Below are 18,026 nucleotides of genomic sequence, written 5' to 3' on the forward strand. Positions count from 1 at the left end.
TCCCGACCTCAGGCCTTGTTGTACTTGGCGTCAACGTCGTCGATGGCATTGACATTGCCGGCCGAACGGCCTGCGGCGTCAAAATTCATCGTCTCGGCCAGCCACGCATCGGCGATGGTCTTGGCGACCTCGGCCCCGATAACGCGGGCGCCCATGGTGATGATCTGGGCGTTGTTGGACAGGGCCGCGCGTTCAGCCGAATAAGTGTCATGGGTCAGGGCGGCACGAATGCCCGGCACCTTGTTTGCGGCAATGCACACGCCAATGCCGGTTCCGCAGACCAGAATGGCGCGGTCATATGTGCCATCCAGAACCTGCCCGGCCACGCGGTCAGACAGATTGGCATAAAAGGCATCGGGCCCGGCATCGGTGCGGCTGATTTCCGACACCTCGTGCTTGTCCTTCAGGTGGTCGGCCAGAACCTTGGCCAGACCTTCGCCGGCGCTGTCACCTGCAATTGCCAATTTCATTCCTGTCTCCTTCATAGTTTCGCGGCGCAGCGCGCCAGAATGTCAAGATAACCCTCGACCTGCCAGGCCGAGCGTCCGATGAACAGCCCGTCAATATGCGGGCATTCAATCAGCTCTTCGCAATTTCCGGGGTTGACCGAGCCGCCATAAAGGCATGGCACCTTGCGCCCCAGCATCTGTTCCGCCACCGCAATGATTTCGGCTTGTCGGGCGTCGGCATAATCCGAAGAGGCGGGGATGCCGTTCACGCCGATTGCCCAGACCGGTTCATATGCCAGCAGGATTTCTGCACCATGCTGGTCCTTGCCCAGCTTGCCCAAAGCCCCGCGGACCTGGGTTTCCAGCACCTGCCGGGCACGTCCGGCCTCGCGTTCGGCCAATGTCTCGCCGATGCAGATCAGGGGAACCAAGCCGTGGCGCACGGCGGCTTCGGTCTTCAATCCGACGGTTTCATCGGTCTCGCCGAAATGCTCGCGCCGTTCGCTATGGCCCAGCTCCACGAGGTCCAGATTGCAATCGGTCAGCATCACCGGAGACACTTCCCCTGTCCAGGCACCTTGATCGTCCCAATGCATGTTCTGCGCGCCCACCTTGACCGAACTGTCGGCAAGCATGGCCTTGACCTCGCGCACGGCCGTGAAAGGCGGGATGACGAAGCGTTGGATGCGTGGGTCGCGGCCGGCATCGGCGGCGGCCAGGCCTTGGGCAAACATGCGGGCCTCGGCCAGGGTCTTGTTCATCTTCCAGCTGGTGCCGATCCAGAAGGTCATGGGGTTGTTTCCTTTATGTCCGGGTTTTGCTGCCTGACGGGCGGCGCGATGGTCAACGCAATCCCCGCCCGGTCGATCGCGGTGCGGCTTTCCGGGGGGGCGTCGGTGATGATTGCCTCGAAGTCCGACAGATCGGCCATCCGATGCAACGCCGAGTGCCCAAAGCGGCGATGATTCACCAGCAGTATCCGGCGATCTGCGGCGGCGATCATTGCGCGTTTTACACGCACAACCGATTCATCCATATGAAAAGAGCCGAGGCCGGAAATGGCGGGCGAAGAAAGGAACGCGATATCTGCGCGCAGTTCCGACAAGACGGTTTCGGTGAGCACGCCGAAAAACGCATTGAACTTGGCGTTGAACAAACCACCCAGGGCGATCAGCCGGATACGTGATGCATCCTTCAGCCTTTCGATGATTGCCGCGTTGTTGGTGATGACCGTCAGCGGAACTTTCTGTGTCAGCTGCGCGCCCAGCAGGGCCGCCATGGAACCGTCATTGATCATGACCGTCATGCCCGGTTCGATCAGGTCCAGCGCGGCCGCCGCCATGCGAGCCTTGGCCTCGCCATCCTGCAGTTCCCGGATGCGGAAATCGCTTTCGAATTGCGTGCCGGTTTCGATGGTGGCCCCGCCGCGCATCTTGCGCAACAGGCCGGCCTGTTCAAGATCATCCAGGTCGCGGTGGATGGTCATTTTCGATACCGCGAAACGGTCGGCAAGATCGTCCAGATCCACGGCACGATCCGCGATCAGAATATCCATGATCGCCTGCCGGCGCTCGTCTCGTTTCACGTCGATTTCCCCAGGATCGGTCTGAATGGTTCAGTGGGTGAATAACACAGAATGCCAACAAAACAACATATATAATGTTATTTTAATACAGTGAATGTGACATTCCGATGTGAAAACGGCACACCTGTATCAAGGTGCGCCGCTTCGGCAGATGTCAGACTGACGCGCTTCGTGGTCAGAGCGCACGGGTGGTTTACTGAGGTGGCAATTGCTGCTGAAGGTCGGTCAGTCCAGCCTCATCGGGGTTGAAGCGCAAAGCCTCTGCCAATGTTTCGCGCGCGCCCGGCAGATCGTCGGTTGCCGCCTGGATGCGGGCGATCATCATCCATGCGTCGACCCGCTGAGGGTCCAGCCGCACGGCTTCCTGAAACGCGCCTTTGGCCAGATCGAAATTGCGCATCGTCAGGGCGGTGCCCCCAAGCACCAGATGCGTTTCCGGAAAATCCGCGCGATTGGCAAGCTGCTGCTGCCAATCCTGCATGACGGATTGCATGTTCTCGGCCATTTGATCGGGCAGGCGGGCGATGGGGGCGTTCAGCAATTCCGGGGCAACATTGATACGCACCAGGCGCACTGGGTCCGCCAGCATGCCGATCAGGTTCTGGACGCGATCCATCGCGGACGAGCTGCGCTGCAACCTGACAGCCGATGCGCGAACCAGCGGGCTTTCATCCTCCAGCAGCGGCTGCGCCGAGGCAGCCGTCGCGGCATCTGCGCCGTTTTGCATCAGATACAAGGCAGTTGCACGAACGATATCCGCCTGCTCTTGATCCGTTGCAATTTCAAGGAGTGATGCGCGCGCGGCAAGCGGATCGGCAATTGCATGCGCGAAACTGGTGCCGAAATGCGGCCCGCGTTTGTCCGAGTCGGGATACCATTCCTCGATCCTTGCTGCGGCCCACTGGGCAGTTTGATCGCTGTGGCAAGCGGTGCAGGCATTCGGTGCCCCGGTTTCGTCCGCCAGGTCGGGGCGCGGAATGCGAAAGCTGTGATCGGCGCGATCATCAATGCCCATATAGGTCTGTTCCATCATGTGGCAGTTTTTGCACTGAGCGCCTTCTGAGTCCTGCGGATGGAAATGATGGTCGGGGCTGTCGAATTCCTTCAGGGGCAGGCTTGCAAATTCCGGATTTCCCGCCGGGGAATGGCATTGCGTGCAAACCGCGTTCCCTTCGGCGATCAGGCGCGCGGCATGGGGGTCATGACAATTCGTGCAGCTGACACCTTCGGCATACATCTTCGATTGCAGGAATGACCCGTAGACATAGACCTCTTCGCGGATCTGGCCATCGGGAAAGTAAAGGCCCGGCGTCAGCAGGGACAGGCGATAGGCGTCGTGATAGGGGGTGCCGGGCAGGGGGTTGCCGTCTTCAAATGCCTCTCGGCGGGAATGACAGCTGGCGCATTGCTGGATCCAGGCCTCGTTTCCGGCATCGCCTGCCATCGTGAAGCCATATGGGTCCAGCTTCGGGATCTCGATCGGCTTGCCGCGTTCGGCCCAGTCGACATGCGCGGAACCGGGGCCGTGGCAAGCCTCGCATCCGACGCCGATTTCCGCCTGCGTCGAGTGATAGCTGCGCGTGTCCGAACGATAGTTCTTTTCAAAATCCGTGGCGTGACATTCCGCACAGCGCGCATTCCAGTTCTTGTAGGGGCCGGTCCAGTGCAACCCGTCCGACGGGGGCAGCGATTGATCGGGGTAAAGGTGAAACCATTCCTTGCGGCGATCGTCCCAGACCACGTCAAAGCTTTGCAGCCGACCCGGTTCAGTTTCGAACAGATATTGTTGCAAAGGTTCGATTCCGACAACCGAATGAACTTGGTATCTACTCGTTTCTCCTGTTTTTTCAGTGACATCTGCGTAAAACCCAGAATTATTCTGGGAAAATGCCACTGCGGTGCCCGCGCCTGAAAAATGCGTGCCGTCGAAATCCGCGACAACGTTATTGGCCGTTGGTTCGGTCCAGGCAAGCGCATGGTGCGAATCGGCCCATGCCTCGGTTTCGGACTGGTGGCATGATGCGCAGCTTTGAGAGCCCACATAGTCGGGAATTTCCTGCGCAGAGGCCGATGACGCGCCAAGCGCGAGGAAAGTTGCGGTGAGGGATCTATACACGTTGCTGGCTCGGTCGTTGATCGCGGAAATGGTCTGCACGATATGCTGCGCAGGTTTGGGGCCGGATTGCCAGAGTGCTTCATCCGAGAATCGGTTTTTGCCGGGCGGTTCTCGGGGCGCCAGATTCCGACTGTTTTAGGGTGTCTTTTTGATCCCGGGACTGGCTCCCTGTCGCGTAAATCTTTGAAGCAATCTCAATTGTAATGTCTAAGACATTGAATTGATATGATTTTGCGCGACTTCCTTTGTCATCGACATGAAACGTAACGCCTTCATAACGTTTGGTGTTTGAGCAGACATTTATCTTCACATGCTGGTGAAAACCGGTAACATGACCGTATCTGAAATAGAGGAGTCTATGATGCGACCTTCGATGGCGCTTGGACCGCTGGGGGCTGCCGTACTGGCCGCGACCTTGGCAAGTGCGCCCGCTTTCGCTCAGGATACGGCAAATGCGGGCGGTGATGACGCCAAGCCGAATATTCTGGTGATCTGGGGCGATGATATCGGCACCTGGAACATCAGCCACAACAATCGCGGCATGATGGGCTACACGACCCCGAATATCGACCGCATCGCGGATGAGGGCCTGTCCTTCACCGATTACTATGGTCAGCAAAGCTGTACAGCCGGCCGCGCTGCTTTCGTGGGCGGAAACGTCCCCGTGCGCACCGGCATGACCAAGGTTGGCCTGCCCGGCGCCCCCCAAGGCTGGCAGGAAACCGATGTCACCATCGCTACGGTCATGAAGTCGCAAGGCTATGATACCGGCCAGTTCGGCAAGAACCACTTCGGCGACCGTGACGAGCATCTGCCCACCAATCACGGCTTCGACGAATTCTTTGGTAACCTGTACCACCTGAATGCCGAAGAAGAGCCCGAGAACCGCGACTATCCGGGTGACATGGTGCTGGCCGACGGTCAGACCTTCCTTGAAAAATTCGGTCCCCGCGGCGTCATCAAGGCGTCGGCTGACGGTGAAATCGAAGATACCGGCCCGCTGACCAAGAAGCGCATGGAAACGGTGGACGAGGAAACCCTGGCCGCCGCGATGGACTTCATCGATCGCAAGACCGATGAGGGCAAGCCGTGGTTCGTGTGGTGGAACGCCACCCGCATGCACTTCCGCACCCATGTCAAGGAAGAGAATGTCGGCATCTCGGGTCCCGATGGTGACAACTATCATGACGGCATGGTCGAACATGACCGCATGGTCGGACAGCTGCTGGACAAGCTGGACGATATGGGCATTGCCGACAATACCATTGTCTTCTACTCGACCGACAACGGCCCCCACTTCAACACCTGGCCGGATGCCGCGACCACGCCGTTCCGCAGCGAAAAGAACTCGAACTGGGAAGGTGCCTATCGCGTGCCGGCATTCGTGCGTTGGCCGGGCCATTTCCCCGAGGGCGTGACGCTGAACGGCATTGTCGCGCATGAGGACTGGCTGCCGACCTTGGCCAATATCGCCGGCAATTCGGACATCAAGCAACAGCTTCTGGACGGTGTCGAGCTGAACGGTCGTTCCTATCGCAACTATATCGACGGTTACGATATGACCGACTATTTCTCGGGCGATGCCGAGGAATCGCCGCGCAAGGAATTCTGGTATGTCAATGATGACGGCCAGATCGTCGCGGCGCGTTACGACGCGTGGAAAGCGGTCTTCCTTGAAAACCGCGGTCAGGCATTCGGCGTCTGGATGGAACCCTTTACCGAACTGCGCGTCCCGGCCATCTTCAACCTTCGCCGCGACCCGTTCGAAAAAGCCCAGCACAACGCGAATGTCTATTACGACTGGTTGCTTGATCGCGCCTTCGTACTGGTTCCGATGCAGGCTTTGGCGATGAACTTCCTGAAAACCATGGAAGATTACCCGCCCAGCCAGAAGCCGGGTTCGTTCAACCTGGGCGCAGTTGCCGAGCAATTGCAAAACGCTGCGCCGCACTAAATCATCGCGCAACGTGATCTTGTTCGCCCCGGCATCTGTCGGGGCGAGTTTCCCAAAGAATAACCGGAGCAACCGATGCGCATACTGCCACCTGTCGCGGCCCTTCTTGTCGGGGTATCTGCGGTTTCTGCGGACCCGCTGCCATCTTGGCAGGAAACGGACACGAAAACCGCGATCATCGATTTTGTCGAGGCCGTCACCGACCCGGATTCACAGGACTTCGTGCCGCGTGCGGATCGGATAGCGGCCTTCGATAATGACGGCACGCTATGGAGCGAACAGCCTGCTTATTTTCAGCTGCTCTATGCGCTGGATGTGTTGAAGGACAAGGCCGAGGCAGACCCGGATATTCTGTCGTCGGACGCGTTGAAGGCCGCGAATGATGGCGACATGGCCGGGTTGATGGCCAGTGGCAAGGATGGGTTGATCGAGCTGTTGAACGTTTCCCATTCGGGATTATCCGTCGATGATTTCATGGCGGATTCGCGCGACTGGCTTTTGTCGACCAACCATCCGCAGACCGGTATCCCCTTCGCCCAGATGACCTATCAGCCGATGGTTGAATTACTGCGGTATTTGCGTGACGAGGGCTTTGAAACCTATATCGTCTCTGGTGGCGGGGTGCATTTCATTCGTGCCGTTTCAGATGATGCCTATGGAATTCCCAGTCAGAATGTCGTCGGCAGCGAAGGCACGACCGTTTATGACGTGGTGGAAGGCAAAGGCACCCTGATGAAGCAGGGCGGCGTCTTTTTCATTGATGACAAGGCCGGAAAGCCTGTTGGAATTGACCGCTATATCGGCAAACGGCCCGTTCTTGCCGTGGGAAATTCCGATGGTGATTTCGCAATGCTGGAATATGCGACACAAGGCGACGGGCTGCGGATGGGGGTCTTGATCCATCATACCGATGCTGAACGTGAATTTGCGTATGACCGTGAGGGTCATATCGGCGTGCTTGATCAGGGCCTGGACGAGGCCGTTGATCGCGGCTGGCTGGTTGTGGACATGGCCAAGGATTGGTCCCGTGTCTGGACCGGACAGCAATAATAGCGCCGCCGTGTCGGGCGGGTGCCTGGCATCCGCCCGACACGTGTTCGCCCCCGAGACAGGGTTGAAACCCCCAATTGCCGGATAGAGAGATCATGGATATTTGCGACATCGATCCCAAGGACCAGATCGAAGAATTGCGCGCCCGGATGGGGCAGGCGATCATTGGCCAGCGCGATGTCATAGATCGGCTTCTGATTGGTCTTCTGGCGAATGGCAACCTGTTGGTCGAGGGTCTTCCGGGTCTTGCAAAAACACGCGCGATCAAGGCACTGGCCAAGAATCTTGAGGTGGATTTCAGCCGTATCCAGTTCACACCCGACCTGTTGCCATCGGATGTGACAGGAACCGAGGTTCTGTATCAAAGCGCCGGATCATCGGAATTTCGTTTCGCGCCCGGCCCGATCTTTGCCAATATCGTTTTGGCCGACGAGATCAATCGTGCGCCCGCCAAGGTGCAGGCCGCCCTGCTTGAGGCGATGGAGGAACGGCAGGTCACCGTCGCCGGCAAGACCCACGAAATGGAACCTCTGTTCATGGTGATGGCGACCCAGAACCCGATTGAACAAGAGGGAACATATCCATTGCCCGAGGCGCAGATGGATCGCTTCCTGATGCATGTAAACATCACCTATCCGCCGGTCGAGGACGAGGTCGAGGTGATCCGGCTGGTGCGCGGCGAAGAGATCGCGGCGATGCAACCTGAAACCGACGGGCCGCAGGCCGCACAATCCGCGAATATCCCGCAATCTGCGGTTTTCGCGGCGCGCAGGCAGATCGGCGGCATTCATGTCAGCGCAGCAATCGAGCGTTACATGGCCGATTTGGTGAACGCGACCCGTATCCCCGAACAATACGGCGAGGATTTGCACCGGTGGATCGAAGTGGGCGCATCACCGCGTGCGTCGCTGGCGCTGGATCGCTGTTCACGCACCCATGCCTGGCTGAGCGGTCGCGACTATGTTGACCCCGAGGATGTGCAGGCGATCCTGCCGGATGTGCTGCGTCATCGTCTGGGGCTGACCTTCGAGGCACAAGGGGAAGGGGTGACACCGGATCATGTCACTGCCGAGATCGTCAAACAGGTCGCATTGACCTGATCAGCCATGAAGGATCGCGCGGCCCGCATACGCACCGGCATCACCCGCAAGGTTTCCGCGGAGGCAAGCGATGATCCGCGCATACGCACCGACATGGCCCATCTGCGTCAGCTGGAATCCCAGGCCCGGCGCATCAGCTTTTTGCCCCGGCAGCCTTCGAGCAGTGTCCTGAACGGCCGGCATGCGTCGCGTTTGCGGGGGCGTGGCCTGAATTTCGAAGAGCTGCGCGATTATCTGCCGTCGGATGACACGCGCAATATCGACTGGAAAGTGACCGCCAGAACCGGTGTGCCCCATATCAGGGTTTATACCGAGGAAAGGGACAGGCCGACCTTGATCGTGGTCGATCAGCGCATGTCGATGTTCTTTGGTTCGGTGCTGAACATGAAATCGGTCACGGCCGCAGAATGCGCAGCCCTGGCCGCCTATCGAATCTTCGATCAGGGTGATCGCGTCGGCGGCATCGTTTTCGGTGACGAGGTGATCGCCGAAATCAGGCCAACACGCGGCCGTCAGGCATTGACCGGGTTCATTGACGCGCTTGCACGGGCCAATGCCTTGCTGAGTGCAGATGCCCCCGCCGTCGAGCCGATTTCCATGAACCGGGTGTTGCAGTCGGTCGCGCGCCTTGCTCCGCGGAATCATCTTGTCCTGGTTTTCAGCGACTTTGATATCGTCGATGAAACCACAGAGCGCCTGATCGCCGGTCTGGCGCGCCGCAACGATCTGGTGCTGGGCCTTGTCTCTGACCCGTTTGCCGATGCCTTTCCCGCCGATCGCCGGATTGTCGTGTCGGATGGCCAGTTACAGGTCGAGATCGATACCGCCGACAAGAAAACCCATCTCGCCTTGCAAAACATGGCACAAGGACGGCTGGCGGCAATCATGGATTGGCAGCGGCGATTCGGCTTTCCGGTGATGCCGCTGAGCAGTGCCGAAGACAGCGTGGACCAGATGCGCCGCCTCATGGGGCTGGCGGGAGGAAGACGCTGATGGAGCAGGTGGACAATGACAGCCTTGTCGGACTGCTGGATCAGCTTGTTCAGCCCGATCCTCCGGCTCCGGTGTCGATGCTTCCCCAGACCTGGGGGTGGGTTGTTGTGGGCCTGTTGGTTTTGGCATTGCTTGGCTATCTTGCGCATAAGCTGATCAAGCACCGCCGCGCAAATGCATATCGTCGCGAGGCGCTGGATCTGCTTGATGCAGCGCGGGATGATCCCGCGCGGATCGCCGAAATTCTGCGCCGGACAGCCCTCGTTGCTTATCCTCGCGACAAGGTGGCCTGGCTGACCGGCGAGGATTGGCTGCATTTTCTCGACCATCAGATCGACAAGCCGGTCTTCGCGCAGGGACCGGGGCGTGCCATCGCGACCGCGCCCTATCGCGATCAGGCGCCGGACGCGGCCCTGACGGTTTTGGCGGCGAACTGGATCCGACATCATTCGCGGGGACTGCGCGAATGATCTCCTTGGGGTTTCCATATGCGCTGATTGCATTGCCATTTCCGGTGCTGGTCTGGTGGTTGTTTCCACCGCGTCGCGAACAGGTATCGGCGCTGCGCTTCCCGTTCTTTCGCCGCGTGGTCGATCTGTCGGGCAGCGAGGCGCGGTCAGGATCGATCATTCTGCGCCGATCGGGATTGCAGATGATCGTGGCCGTTCTGGTCTGGACCCTGCTGATTCTGGCGATGGCGCGTCCCGAACGGGTGGGGGCGCCGATTCAGAAACAGCAAGCTGCGCGGGATGTGGTGATGGCCATCGACATTTCCGGGTCGATGGATGCGGTCGATTTTAACGCCGCCGATGGTGTCAGGCTGCAACGTCTTGCGGGGGTGCGCCAGGTGGTCGACGACTTTGTCGCCGAGCGTGAAGGCGACCGCATGGCCTTGATCGTCTTCGGGTCCAAGGCTTACGTTCAGGCCCCTCTGACCGAAGATCTCATAACCATTCGCGAGTTGTTGGATCAAACCGAGGTCGGCATGGCGGGACCGCATACGGCCTTGGGCGATGCAATCGGTCTGGCCATCCGCACATTTGACGCCAGCGATATCCAGCAGCGCCTGTTGATCCTGTTGTCTGACGGCACCGACACGGCCAGCCGGATGAGTCCTGTGAACGCAGCCGAGATCGCCCGGGATCGCGGGATCGAGATCTATACGATCGGTGTCGGCGATCCAGATGCAACAGGCGAGGACAAGGTTGATCTTCGGACCTTGCGTGACATCGCGGCCCGCACGGGCGGACAGTATTTCTTTGCCGAAGATGGCGATGGGTTGCGTTCTGTTTATGACCGGATAGATCAGCTTGCGCCGCGGGAAACCGAAACGCTTTCCTATCGGCCGCGGCAATCCCTGGCGTGGATGCCTTTGATCCTTGCTGGCATGCTGGTCTTGCTGACCACTTTGTTTCTGACCGGGGGTTTGGTCCGCCGGGGGCGCAGGACATGACCGGTATCCTGATCGCCATCGAAATGTTTCATTTCCTGCGCCCCTGGTTTCTGCTGCTGATCCCGGCGGCGGCCCTGCTGTGGTGGTATTTGCGTCATCGGCTGGGTCATCAGAACCTGCCGACCGATACGGTGGCGCCGCATTTGCTTGTGGCGCTGACGGTCGGGCAACAGCGCAAAGGGCGCTTGATGCCCATTGATCTTGTGGCGGTCCTGATGGTGCTGACATCCTTGGGTGCGTCTGGCCCGACATGGTCGCGTGTGCCTGATCCTTTCGTGGCCCAGACCGCGCCATTGGTGATTGCCTTGCATGTTTCGCCGTCAATGCAGGCAACGGATGTCCAACCCTCGCGTCTGGACCGGGCCAAACAGAAGATCCGTGACCTTCTGGCGATCAGGGCGGGTGCGCGCTCGGCGCTTGTGGCCTATGGCGCGACGGCGCATTCGGTTGTGCCCATGACCGAGGATCCCAATGTGTTGCAGCCCTATCTGGAGGGTTTGCAACCCGACGTGATGCCGGATGATGGGAACGATGCCGGGCGGGCGCTTGATCTGGCGAATGACATTCTTGCGGATGAGGATGCGCCGGGGGGGGTTCTGTTCGTCACGGATGCATTGCAATCATCGGATGTTGCTGGGCTGAGCAGTCAGGAACAGATCAGCGTGGCCATTCTGGCGATGCTGCCACAGGGCAAGGGCGATGCAGGGCTTGATGCGGTATCGGTGCCGGTCGCGCAGGTTGCAATTGACGATGGCGACATCGCCCAGTTGGAACGTGCATTGAATGCGGCCTATCGCCGGGCCTTGGCCGAGGATGGCAAACAGCCATGGGATGACAAGGGGTGGATCCTTGCCTGGCCGGCCGCACTATTGGTGCTGTTATGGTTCAGGCGAGGTTGGACCATGCGGTGGAGCATGGTGGTGGTGCTGTGCTTTGGGCTTCAGATCCCCGGCGGTGTCCGGGCCGAAGGGGTGGCAGACTGGTTTCTAACGGCGGATCAGCAAGGCCAGATCGCCTTTGACCGCAAGGATTTCACCCGCTCGGCAGAGCTGTATCTGGATCCCATGCATAAAGGCTATGCCCAGTTCAGGGATGGACAGTATCCCGAAGCAATCGCCACCCTGTCGCAATTGGACACACCCGAGGCATCCTTTGTTCAGGGCATGGCGTCGCTGCGCAACCGCGGCTATCGCGATGCCATTGACGCGTTTCAGCTGACCTTGGACCGGGACCCGGATTTTCCGGGGGCCGCGCATAATCTGGTGCTTGCCAGAAAGATATTGGAATATGTGGAATCCACCCGAGAGCAATCTGATACCGGCGAACATACCGGCGAAGGCGCAGACGATATCGTGTTCGATAACGAAGATGCACGCGGTGCCGATACGCAAATTCAGGGGCGCGAGGATTCCATCGGTCTTTTGACCGCGGATCAGTGGATGAATACGGTTGATACCGACACCGGTGATTTTCTGCGACAGCGATTTGCCATCGAGGCGGCCAGACAATGATCCGGGTGTTTCTGTTATATGTGCTGATGGCGGTACCGGCCCTTGCTCAAGCCACAGCAGAGCCGATCGTGGAGATCGCGCTGGATCAGCCCGAGGTGATCCCGGGGCAGTCCGCATCCTTGCGGGTCACGGTTCTTGTGCCCAGTTGGATGTTGAGCCCCCCCGAATTCCCCAGTTTCGAAGCTCCGAACCTGCGGGTCATGACCCCGCCACGTTCGGGCACGTCGATCAGCAGGAATATAGATGGCGATACCTGGTCGGGTGTGACTCGGCGTTTCCTGTTGATGCCATTGGTGCCGGGGCGCTTCGCGATTCCGGCGCAAGAAATCGCGCTCAACTATGCTGATTCTGATGGAACCACGCCAATTGCCGCTACGGTCGCCACACAGGCCGTGACCCTGACAGGGGTGCTGCCGGAAGGAGCCGAGGGTTTGGATCCCTTTATCGCCGCCAGTGATCTGCGGCTGACGCAGGAACTGTCCGGTGATCTCACTGACCTTCAGGTGGGCAATAGCGTCCAGCGCGTGATTACCGCAGAAATTACCGGCACCTCGCCCATGGTGCTGCCCACCCTCATCCCATCGGCGGAGATTCCGGGTATTCGTGTCTATCCCGATAGTCCGAAGATTGCCGAAACCCAGGAACGTGGCCTGTTGGCCGGTCATCGCGTGGAAAGTGAAACCCTGATGGCCGTTGCCGGCGGACAGGGCGAAATCCCCGCCATTTCGCTGCAATGGTATGATCTGGACAGCAAGGAAATCCAGACAGCCACGATCCCGGCCATGGCAGTGACGGTCGAAGGCGATCTGGCTGATCGTGCCCGACAGGTCGCGGCCACGGATTGGCGCCTTCTGGCGGTAATTCTGGGCGGATTGGTTTCTGTATTGCTGGCGCTGTGGTGGATTTTGCCGCGATTGCGCCGATACCGTGCCGCCCGTCAACATGCCTATCGTGCGGGGCCGGGTTACGCCTTTCGCCGCCTGTCTGCCGCCCTTCATGGCCATGACTATCGCGAAACGCGCCGGTGGCTGGCAATCTGGCTTGCCCGTTGCGCGCCATTGTCGTCAGACGATTCCAAAGATTTGTCGGCGGCAATGGCTGCCATTGGGGCGGCGCGCTATGGGCAGCATCCGTCAGACCGGCAGGGCGAGAACTGGAAAGCACTGCAAAAGGCGATCGATACCGCCCGTCTACATATGAAGACGCGGGACAAGCCTAGCTTGCCAAAGTTGAACCCCAACTGACATGGCGATCTGACGTCGCTGGGTCAGGGTTGGACCATTGCCGCGTTCCATTCCGCCAAAAGACCCGCCCGCCGCAATTGATCATCATAGACCAGCAGGCCGGTATCCAGCCGGATCGGACGCAGATGCGCGGACGGAGCCTCACCCGTGCCGGGGATCAGCGCAACGCCGGAATCGGCCGCGAACCGGCGCTGCGCGGTATCCGACAGCAGAAACGACAGCAGCGACGTCGCGCCGCCGGGGTCGGGGGCATTCACGGGGACAAGGGCCGAACGGACGATCGCGAATGTGTAATCCTCCAGTGCCAGCCGCACCAGATCGGGGTCGTCAGGTGTAAAGCGCGCGGCATAGCTGGCCACGACATTATAGGCGATGGTGATCCGGCCTGCGCGCAATTCCTCGATCATGTCGACCGAACAGCAGAACAGGCGCGCATTCAGACGACCCATGACCTCGGCCATGCGCCAGAATCCTTCGGATTCGCGGCTGTCCTGCGACATCAGAAAGTATCCCACACCGGATTGCTGGGGGTCATAGGTGGCAACGCGGCCATTCAGGGCCGTTGGATGTTCGCGCATCATGGCGATCAGGTCACGGCGTGTGCGGGGTACGGAAAGATCGCCCAGACCGCGGCGCGACGCCAGCGTGACCACCGGTTCCAGCGCGACCCCGAACAGCTGATCGCGCCAGCGTGCCCAGGATGGCAACCCCGTCGCTTTGGGCAGGATAGAGGCGGCGAAGCCATCATTTGCCAACTTCATCTGCAAATCCATTGCAGAGGACATGACCAGATCATAGGCAGCGCCCTCGTCATGGATGGCCCGGAACACCTCGATACTGGCGGCCTGATCATATCTGACCCGCATATTCGGGCGCGTCTCGGCGAAATCCTGCAGAACCGGGGAAATTGCGGTCAGGTCGGTCGTGGACAGGACCCGGATCTCGTCCGATCCGTCGCCAAAGATCCTTTGCTCTTCGATCTCATAGGCAGTGGCCGGTGCTTGCAAGCAAAGGCTTATGATTGCGGCAAGAACAAGGTCGCGCATGTGCCTTTTTCCTTTCCGGGTTCGAGAACGAATTTACCACCATGCGCGGCCGCGACCTCGGACACGATTGTCAGGCCCAGCCCTGATCCGACCACATCACCGACATTGCTGCCGCGCTGGAAACGGGCCGTCAGGTCGGTATCGCCATCGGGCAGGCCCTTGCCTTCGTCTTTGACCGACAGTTCCGCCATGCCCGCCTGTGTTTGCAGGGTGACGGTGATCCGGCCGTCGCTGTGGGAATATTTCAGGGCGTTGTCCAGAATGTTGCGCAGCGCGACCTCGATCATCCGCTCGTCCGCCGGTATTTGGCAGGGATGTTCCAAGCCTGTATCGCGCAGCTCTATATCACGCATTTCGGCGATGGGCTGGACAGAACGCAGAACCGAACGTGCAAGCGCCGCAAAATCAATCTCGGCCGCGCTGAACTGGTCGCTGCGATACAGCACCATCGCGTGATCCAATATCTGCGTGGCCGAGCGGCTGCTTTCGCCGATGGCGCGCAGCATCCGGCGCAGCCTTGCCCGCGTCGCCTCATCCGAGGTTTCCGCAAGCGCGATTTCCGCTTCGGTCCGCACAAGCGACAATGGGGTGCGGATACGATGCGCGGCCTCGAAGATGAAGGTCTCGGCCAATTTCAACGCGCCACGTAGCCGCGCAATGAAATCGTTCAAAGCACCGACCAGCGGCACAAGCTCGCGGGGGGTCGGATGGCGGACAGCACGCAGGTCATGGGGGCCGCGCCGCGCAACGGCCCCCGCCAAGCGATCAACCGGCCGGATCACCGCACGTATGGCCCATAATGCCAAGGGTACGGCCAGAATCAGGAATCCCAATCCGATCCAGACCGCACTGCGCGCGGTGTCGCGCGCGATCGCCGCCTGTCCGTATCGGGTTTGTCCCAACGTCACCACCACCTCTTGCACCTTGTCATCCAGCAATACCCTGCGCGTGATCGCAGCCAGTCGCAGGCGGCTGTCCTTGTATTCATTGCTGTAAAAGACCGGAGACAGATCGTCGGGCGTGGTCTGGGGTTGCGGTAACGCGTCATATCCGGTGACCAGCCGCGTGCCGATCATCAGGCTGTAGAAGATCCGTTCATCGCCCATCGCCCCCAACATCGAGAATGTCGCATAGGGCAGGTCCAGCGCCAGCCCGTCATCCAGCGCCCGGATCCCATCCCCAACCGAAATGACAGCCGCGCCCAGTATCGCATCCTGACTGGCCCGCGAGGCGCGTTCTGCGGCGAACCTGACCGCAAAGAAAAGTGCCACGACCAGCAGCAGGGACAGGGCCAGAAATTGCCACACAAGTCTGCGGCGCAGCGAAAACCCAGCCTGTCGCGCCAGAACCGCCCTCATTCCGGGATCAGCCGATAGCCGACACCGCGCAGGGTTTCCAATCGCGCACCAGAACCCTGCAGCTTGCGGCGCAGGCGACCGACATAGACTTCGATGGCGTTGTCGCTGATTTCCTCGTCAAAGGAAAACAGGCGGTCGATCAGATGTGGCTTGGAATAGGTCTGGCCGGGTCGGGACAGTAGAATTTCAAGCAAGCGCAGCTCTCGGGCGCGCAGCTCGCGGGTTTCGTCTCCGATGGTGATCGTCGCGGCAAGGGCATCGAAGATAAAGCCGGCATAATGCTGGCGGCTGTCGGCCACCCCCTGATGGCGGCGCAGCACAGCCCGGCAACGGGCTTGCAGCTCGGCGAAATCAAAAGGTTTGGTGATATAATCATCAGCGCCCTGATCCAGTGTGCTGATCCGATCACTGACCGAAGCGCTGGCGGTCATCATGATGACCGGAGTGCTGCGTTGCGCGGCACGTTCTTTCGAAAGAAAATCCCGACCGTCCCCGTCTGGCAGGGAAATATCAAGTAATATCAGATCATAAGGGGCGGAATCCAGAAAATCTCTGGCTTCTTGCAACGTTCCGGCGCGATCGACGCCATGCCCGTCCATTGCCAGCCGCGAGGCGACAGCAGCAGCAAGATCATCGCTATCCTCGACCAGAAGAAAACGCATGCGCCCAACTTTTCAGCAGTTCATGACAGGTTGGTGTCAGCTTTTCACCAAAAATTGTATCCCGCAAGCCTGCGCCAAACGCGCGGGCTGATGGGAGGAAAATCATGAAGAACTGGACCCGCGTGGCGATTGCCGCGCTGATGACAAGTGTCGCGGCCCCTGCAATGGCCGAAGAATGCATCGCACCTGCAAACCCGGGGGGCGGATGGGATTTCACCTGCCGTCAGATCGGCCGGATCATGACCGATCTGGGCATCGCGCCGAATCTGGTGCAGGTCACCAACCTCGCCGGTGCCGGGGGTGGCGTTGCCTATACCCAGGTTGTCAGCAGCCGTAACGACGACCCCGAGGTGTTTGTTGCTGCCAGTTCGGCCACCACCACGCGTCTGGCACAGAACGCATTTGCGGGCGCGACGGCGGATCAGGTGCGCTGGGTCGGCACGATTGGCGGCGATCCCGGGGTGATCGTGGTCGCAAAGGACAGCGAGTATCAGAACCTCGCCGATCTGGTCGAGGCCGTGAAGGCCGATCCGTCGAAGGTTGCCTTCGCCGGCGGATCTGCGGTCGGTGGGTTCGACCACCTGAAGGTTCTGATGATGCTGGACAAGGCGGGTTTCAGCGAAGCGCGTCAGGTGAAATATATCGGGCTTGACGGCGGCGCAGACGCTGTGACGCAGACAGTTGGCGGATTTGCGCAGGCCATGACCGGCGATCTTTCCGAGATCACCGGCTTTATCAAATCCGGGGATGTCCGTCCGATTGCGGTTCTTTCAGAAGAGCGGGTCGCGGGGTTTGACGACGTTCCTACCGCAAAGGAGCAGGGCGTCGATATCGTCGCGATGAACTGGCGTGGCATCTATGTACCAAAGGGCATCAGTGATGAACGTTACGACGAATGGGTCGATGCGTTGCAAAAGGTTGGTGCCAGCGATGAATGGCAGCAGGTGATGGCTGAAAACGGGTTGGCGCCCTATGATGTCTTTGGGGCCGATTTCGAAGCGTTTGTCGCCGACAACATCGCCCAGATCCAGGACGTGTCCAAAGAGATCGGGTTGCTGAAATGATACGTGGCGACCGCATCTTCGGGTCGGTCGTGATTGTCATCGCGCTGGGGTATATCCTCAGCGCGCGCGGCATCGAGACCAGCTTCATGTCGGACCCGGTCGGCCCGCGGGTTTTTCCCTACATGATCGCGGCGGTGATGATCGTTTGTTCATTGGTGATGGTCCTGCGTCCTGACCCCGAAGCCGATTGGCCGGCCGGACCCATGCTGGTCCAGCTTGCAATCGCCTTTGGTGTTCTGGTGGCTTATGCCTATGCGATCACGCCGCTTGGCTTCATTGTTCCGACCGCCTTTGCGTCCGGGGTGCTGTGCTGGCAGATCGGCGGCAAGCCCGTGCGTGCCGCAATCACCGGAATGGGTCTGGGTATCGGGCTTTGGGTTCTGTTCCGTCTGATCCTGGGTCTGGGTCTGCGTGGCCTGCCTGCGGGCTGGGGGTTCTAAA

The 18,026-nt window shown here is 59.8% G+C and carries 17 protein-coding genes; 10 read left to right on the forward strand and 7 right to left on the reverse strand.

Annotated elements, in window-relative coordinates; genetic code table 11:
- Window positions 1-8: 8 nt before the first annotated feature.
- The 4 genes from derI to PAF17_RS12695 form a co-directional block, all read right to left on the reverse strand.
- The gene (gene derI, locus PAF17_RS12680) at window positions 9-470 is read right to left on the reverse strand and encodes a D-erythrulose-4-phosphate isomerase (RefSeq protein WP_271889473.1); all 462 of its coding nucleotides are present in this window, start codon (window positions 468-470) and stop codon (window positions 9-11) included.
- An 11-nt stretch (window positions 471-481) separates the two neighbouring features.
- A complete protein-coding gene (locus tag PAF17_RS12685) occupies window positions 482-1,240 on the reverse strand; it encodes a triose-phosphate isomerase (protein WP_271889474.1) in 759 nt (252 codons plus the stop codon).
- The gene (locus PAF17_RS12690; protein ID WP_271889475.1) at window positions 1,237-2,034 is read right to left on the reverse strand and encodes a DeoR/GlpR family DNA-binding transcription regulator; all 798 of its coding nucleotides are present in this window, start codon (window positions 2,032-2,034) and stop codon (window positions 1,237-1,239) included. Before PAF17_RS12690 ends, PAF17_RS12685 begins: the two co-directional genes overlap by 4 nt.
- A 193-nt stretch (window positions 2,035-2,227) precedes the next feature.
- A complete protein-coding gene (locus PAF17_RS12695; protein ID WP_271889476.1) occupies window positions 2,228-4,150 on the reverse strand; it encodes a multiheme c-type cytochrome in 1,923 nt (640 codons plus the stop codon).
- Between the two features lie 361 nt (window positions 4,151-4,511).
- On the opposite strand from PAF17_RS12695, the gene PAF17_RS12700 reads away from it, so the two are divergent.
- The 8 genes from PAF17_RS12700 (at window position 4,512) to PAF17_RS12735 (ending at window position 13,455) form a co-directional block, all read left to right on the forward strand.
- Window positions 4,512-6,104: an arylsulfatase gene (locus PAF17_RS12700; RefSeq protein WP_271889477.1), complete on the forward strand. Its 1,593-nt coding sequence runs from the start codon at window positions 4,512-4,514 to the stop codon at window positions 6,102-6,104.
- Between the two features lie 75 nt (window positions 6,105-6,179).
- The gene (locus PAF17_RS12705; protein WP_271889478.1) at window positions 6,180-7,154 is read left to right on the forward strand and encodes an HAD family hydrolase; all 975 of its coding nucleotides are present in this window, start codon (window positions 6,180-6,182) and stop codon (window positions 7,152-7,154) included.
- A gap of 95 nt (window positions 7,155-7,249) precedes the next feature.
- The gene (locus tag PAF17_RS12710; protein ID WP_271889479.1) at window positions 7,250-8,254 is read left to right on the forward strand and encodes an AAA family ATPase; all 1,005 of its coding nucleotides are present in this window, start codon (window positions 7,250-7,252) and stop codon (window positions 8,252-8,254) included.
- A 6-nt stretch (window positions 8,255-8,260) separates the two neighbouring features.
- The gene (locus PAF17_RS12715; RefSeq protein WP_271889480.1) at window positions 8,261-9,247 is read left to right on the forward strand and encodes a DUF58 domain-containing protein; all 987 of its coding nucleotides are present in this window, start codon (window positions 8,261-8,263) and stop codon (window positions 9,245-9,247) included.
- Window positions 9,247-9,717 carry a DUF4381 domain-containing protein gene (locus PAF17_RS12720; RefSeq protein ID WP_271889481.1) on the forward strand — a complete coding sequence of 157 codons (471 nt, stop codon included), beginning with the start codon at window positions 9,247-9,249 and terminating at the stop codon, window positions 9,715-9,717. The genes PAF17_RS12715 and PAF17_RS12720 overlap by 1 nt, the downstream gene beginning before the upstream one ends.
- The gene (locus PAF17_RS12725) at window positions 9,714-10,700 is read left to right on the forward strand and encodes a vWA domain-containing protein (RefSeq protein WP_271889482.1); all 987 of its coding nucleotides are present in this window, start codon (window positions 9,714-9,716) and stop codon (window positions 10,698-10,700) included. Before PAF17_RS12720 ends, PAF17_RS12725 begins: the two co-directional genes overlap by 4 nt.
- The gene (locus PAF17_RS12730; protein WP_271889483.1) at window positions 10,697-12,211 is read left to right on the forward strand and encodes a VWA domain-containing protein; all 1,515 of its coding nucleotides are present in this window, start codon (window positions 10,697-10,699) and stop codon (window positions 12,209-12,211) included. The genes PAF17_RS12725 and PAF17_RS12730 overlap by 4 nt, the downstream gene beginning before the upstream one ends.
- The gene (locus tag PAF17_RS12735) at window positions 12,208-13,455 is read left to right on the forward strand and encodes a BatD family protein (RefSeq protein WP_271889484.1); all 1,248 of its coding nucleotides are present in this window, start codon (window positions 12,208-12,210) and stop codon (window positions 13,453-13,455) included. Before PAF17_RS12730 ends, PAF17_RS12735 begins: the two co-directional genes overlap by 4 nt.
- Before the next feature lie 23 nt (window positions 13,456-13,478).
- Here PAF17_RS12735 and PAF17_RS12740 read toward each other — a convergent pair whose 3' ends face one another.
- From PAF17_RS12740 to PAF17_RS12750, 3 genes are read right to left on the reverse strand one after another with little or no spacing between them, the layout of a single operon-like run.
- The gene (locus PAF17_RS12740; protein ID WP_271889485.1) at window positions 13,479-14,501 is read right to left on the reverse strand and encodes an ABC transporter substrate-binding protein; all 1,023 of its coding nucleotides are present in this window, start codon (window positions 14,499-14,501) and stop codon (window positions 13,479-13,481) included.
- Window positions 14,471-15,859: a sensor histidine kinase gene (locus tag PAF17_RS12745; protein ID WP_271889486.1), complete on the reverse strand. Its 1,389-nt coding sequence runs from the start codon at window positions 15,857-15,859 to the stop codon at window positions 14,471-14,473. The genes PAF17_RS12740 and PAF17_RS12745 overlap by 31 nt, the downstream gene beginning before the upstream one ends.
- The gene (locus tag PAF17_RS12750) at window positions 15,856-16,521 is read right to left on the reverse strand and encodes a response regulator transcription factor (protein ID WP_271889487.1); all 666 of its coding nucleotides are present in this window, start codon (window positions 16,519-16,521) and stop codon (window positions 15,856-15,858) included. Before PAF17_RS12750 ends, PAF17_RS12745 begins: the two co-directional genes overlap by 4 nt.
- A gap of 104 nt (window positions 16,522-16,625) precedes the next feature.
- Here PAF17_RS12750 and PAF17_RS12755 point away from each other — a divergent pair, with 104 nt between their 5' ends.
- Window positions 16,626-17,585 carry a Bug family tripartite tricarboxylate transporter substrate binding protein gene (locus PAF17_RS12755; RefSeq protein WP_271889488.1) on the forward strand — a complete coding sequence of 320 codons (960 nt, stop codon included), beginning with the start codon at window positions 16,626-16,628 and terminating at the stop codon, window positions 17,583-17,585.
- Window positions 17,582-18,025: a tripartite tricarboxylate transporter TctB family protein gene (locus tag PAF17_RS12760; protein WP_271889489.1), complete on the forward strand. Its 444-nt coding sequence runs from the start codon at window positions 17,582-17,584 to the stop codon at window positions 18,023-18,025. The genes PAF17_RS12755 and PAF17_RS12760 overlap by 4 nt, the downstream gene beginning before the upstream one ends.
- Window position 18,026 lies beyond the last annotated feature (1 nt).

It is taken from the genome of Paracoccus onchidii (assembly GCF_028294535.1).
Classification (GTDB): domain Bacteria; phylum Pseudomonadota; class Alphaproteobacteria; order Rhodobacterales; family Rhodobacteraceae; genus Paracoccus; species Paracoccus onchidii.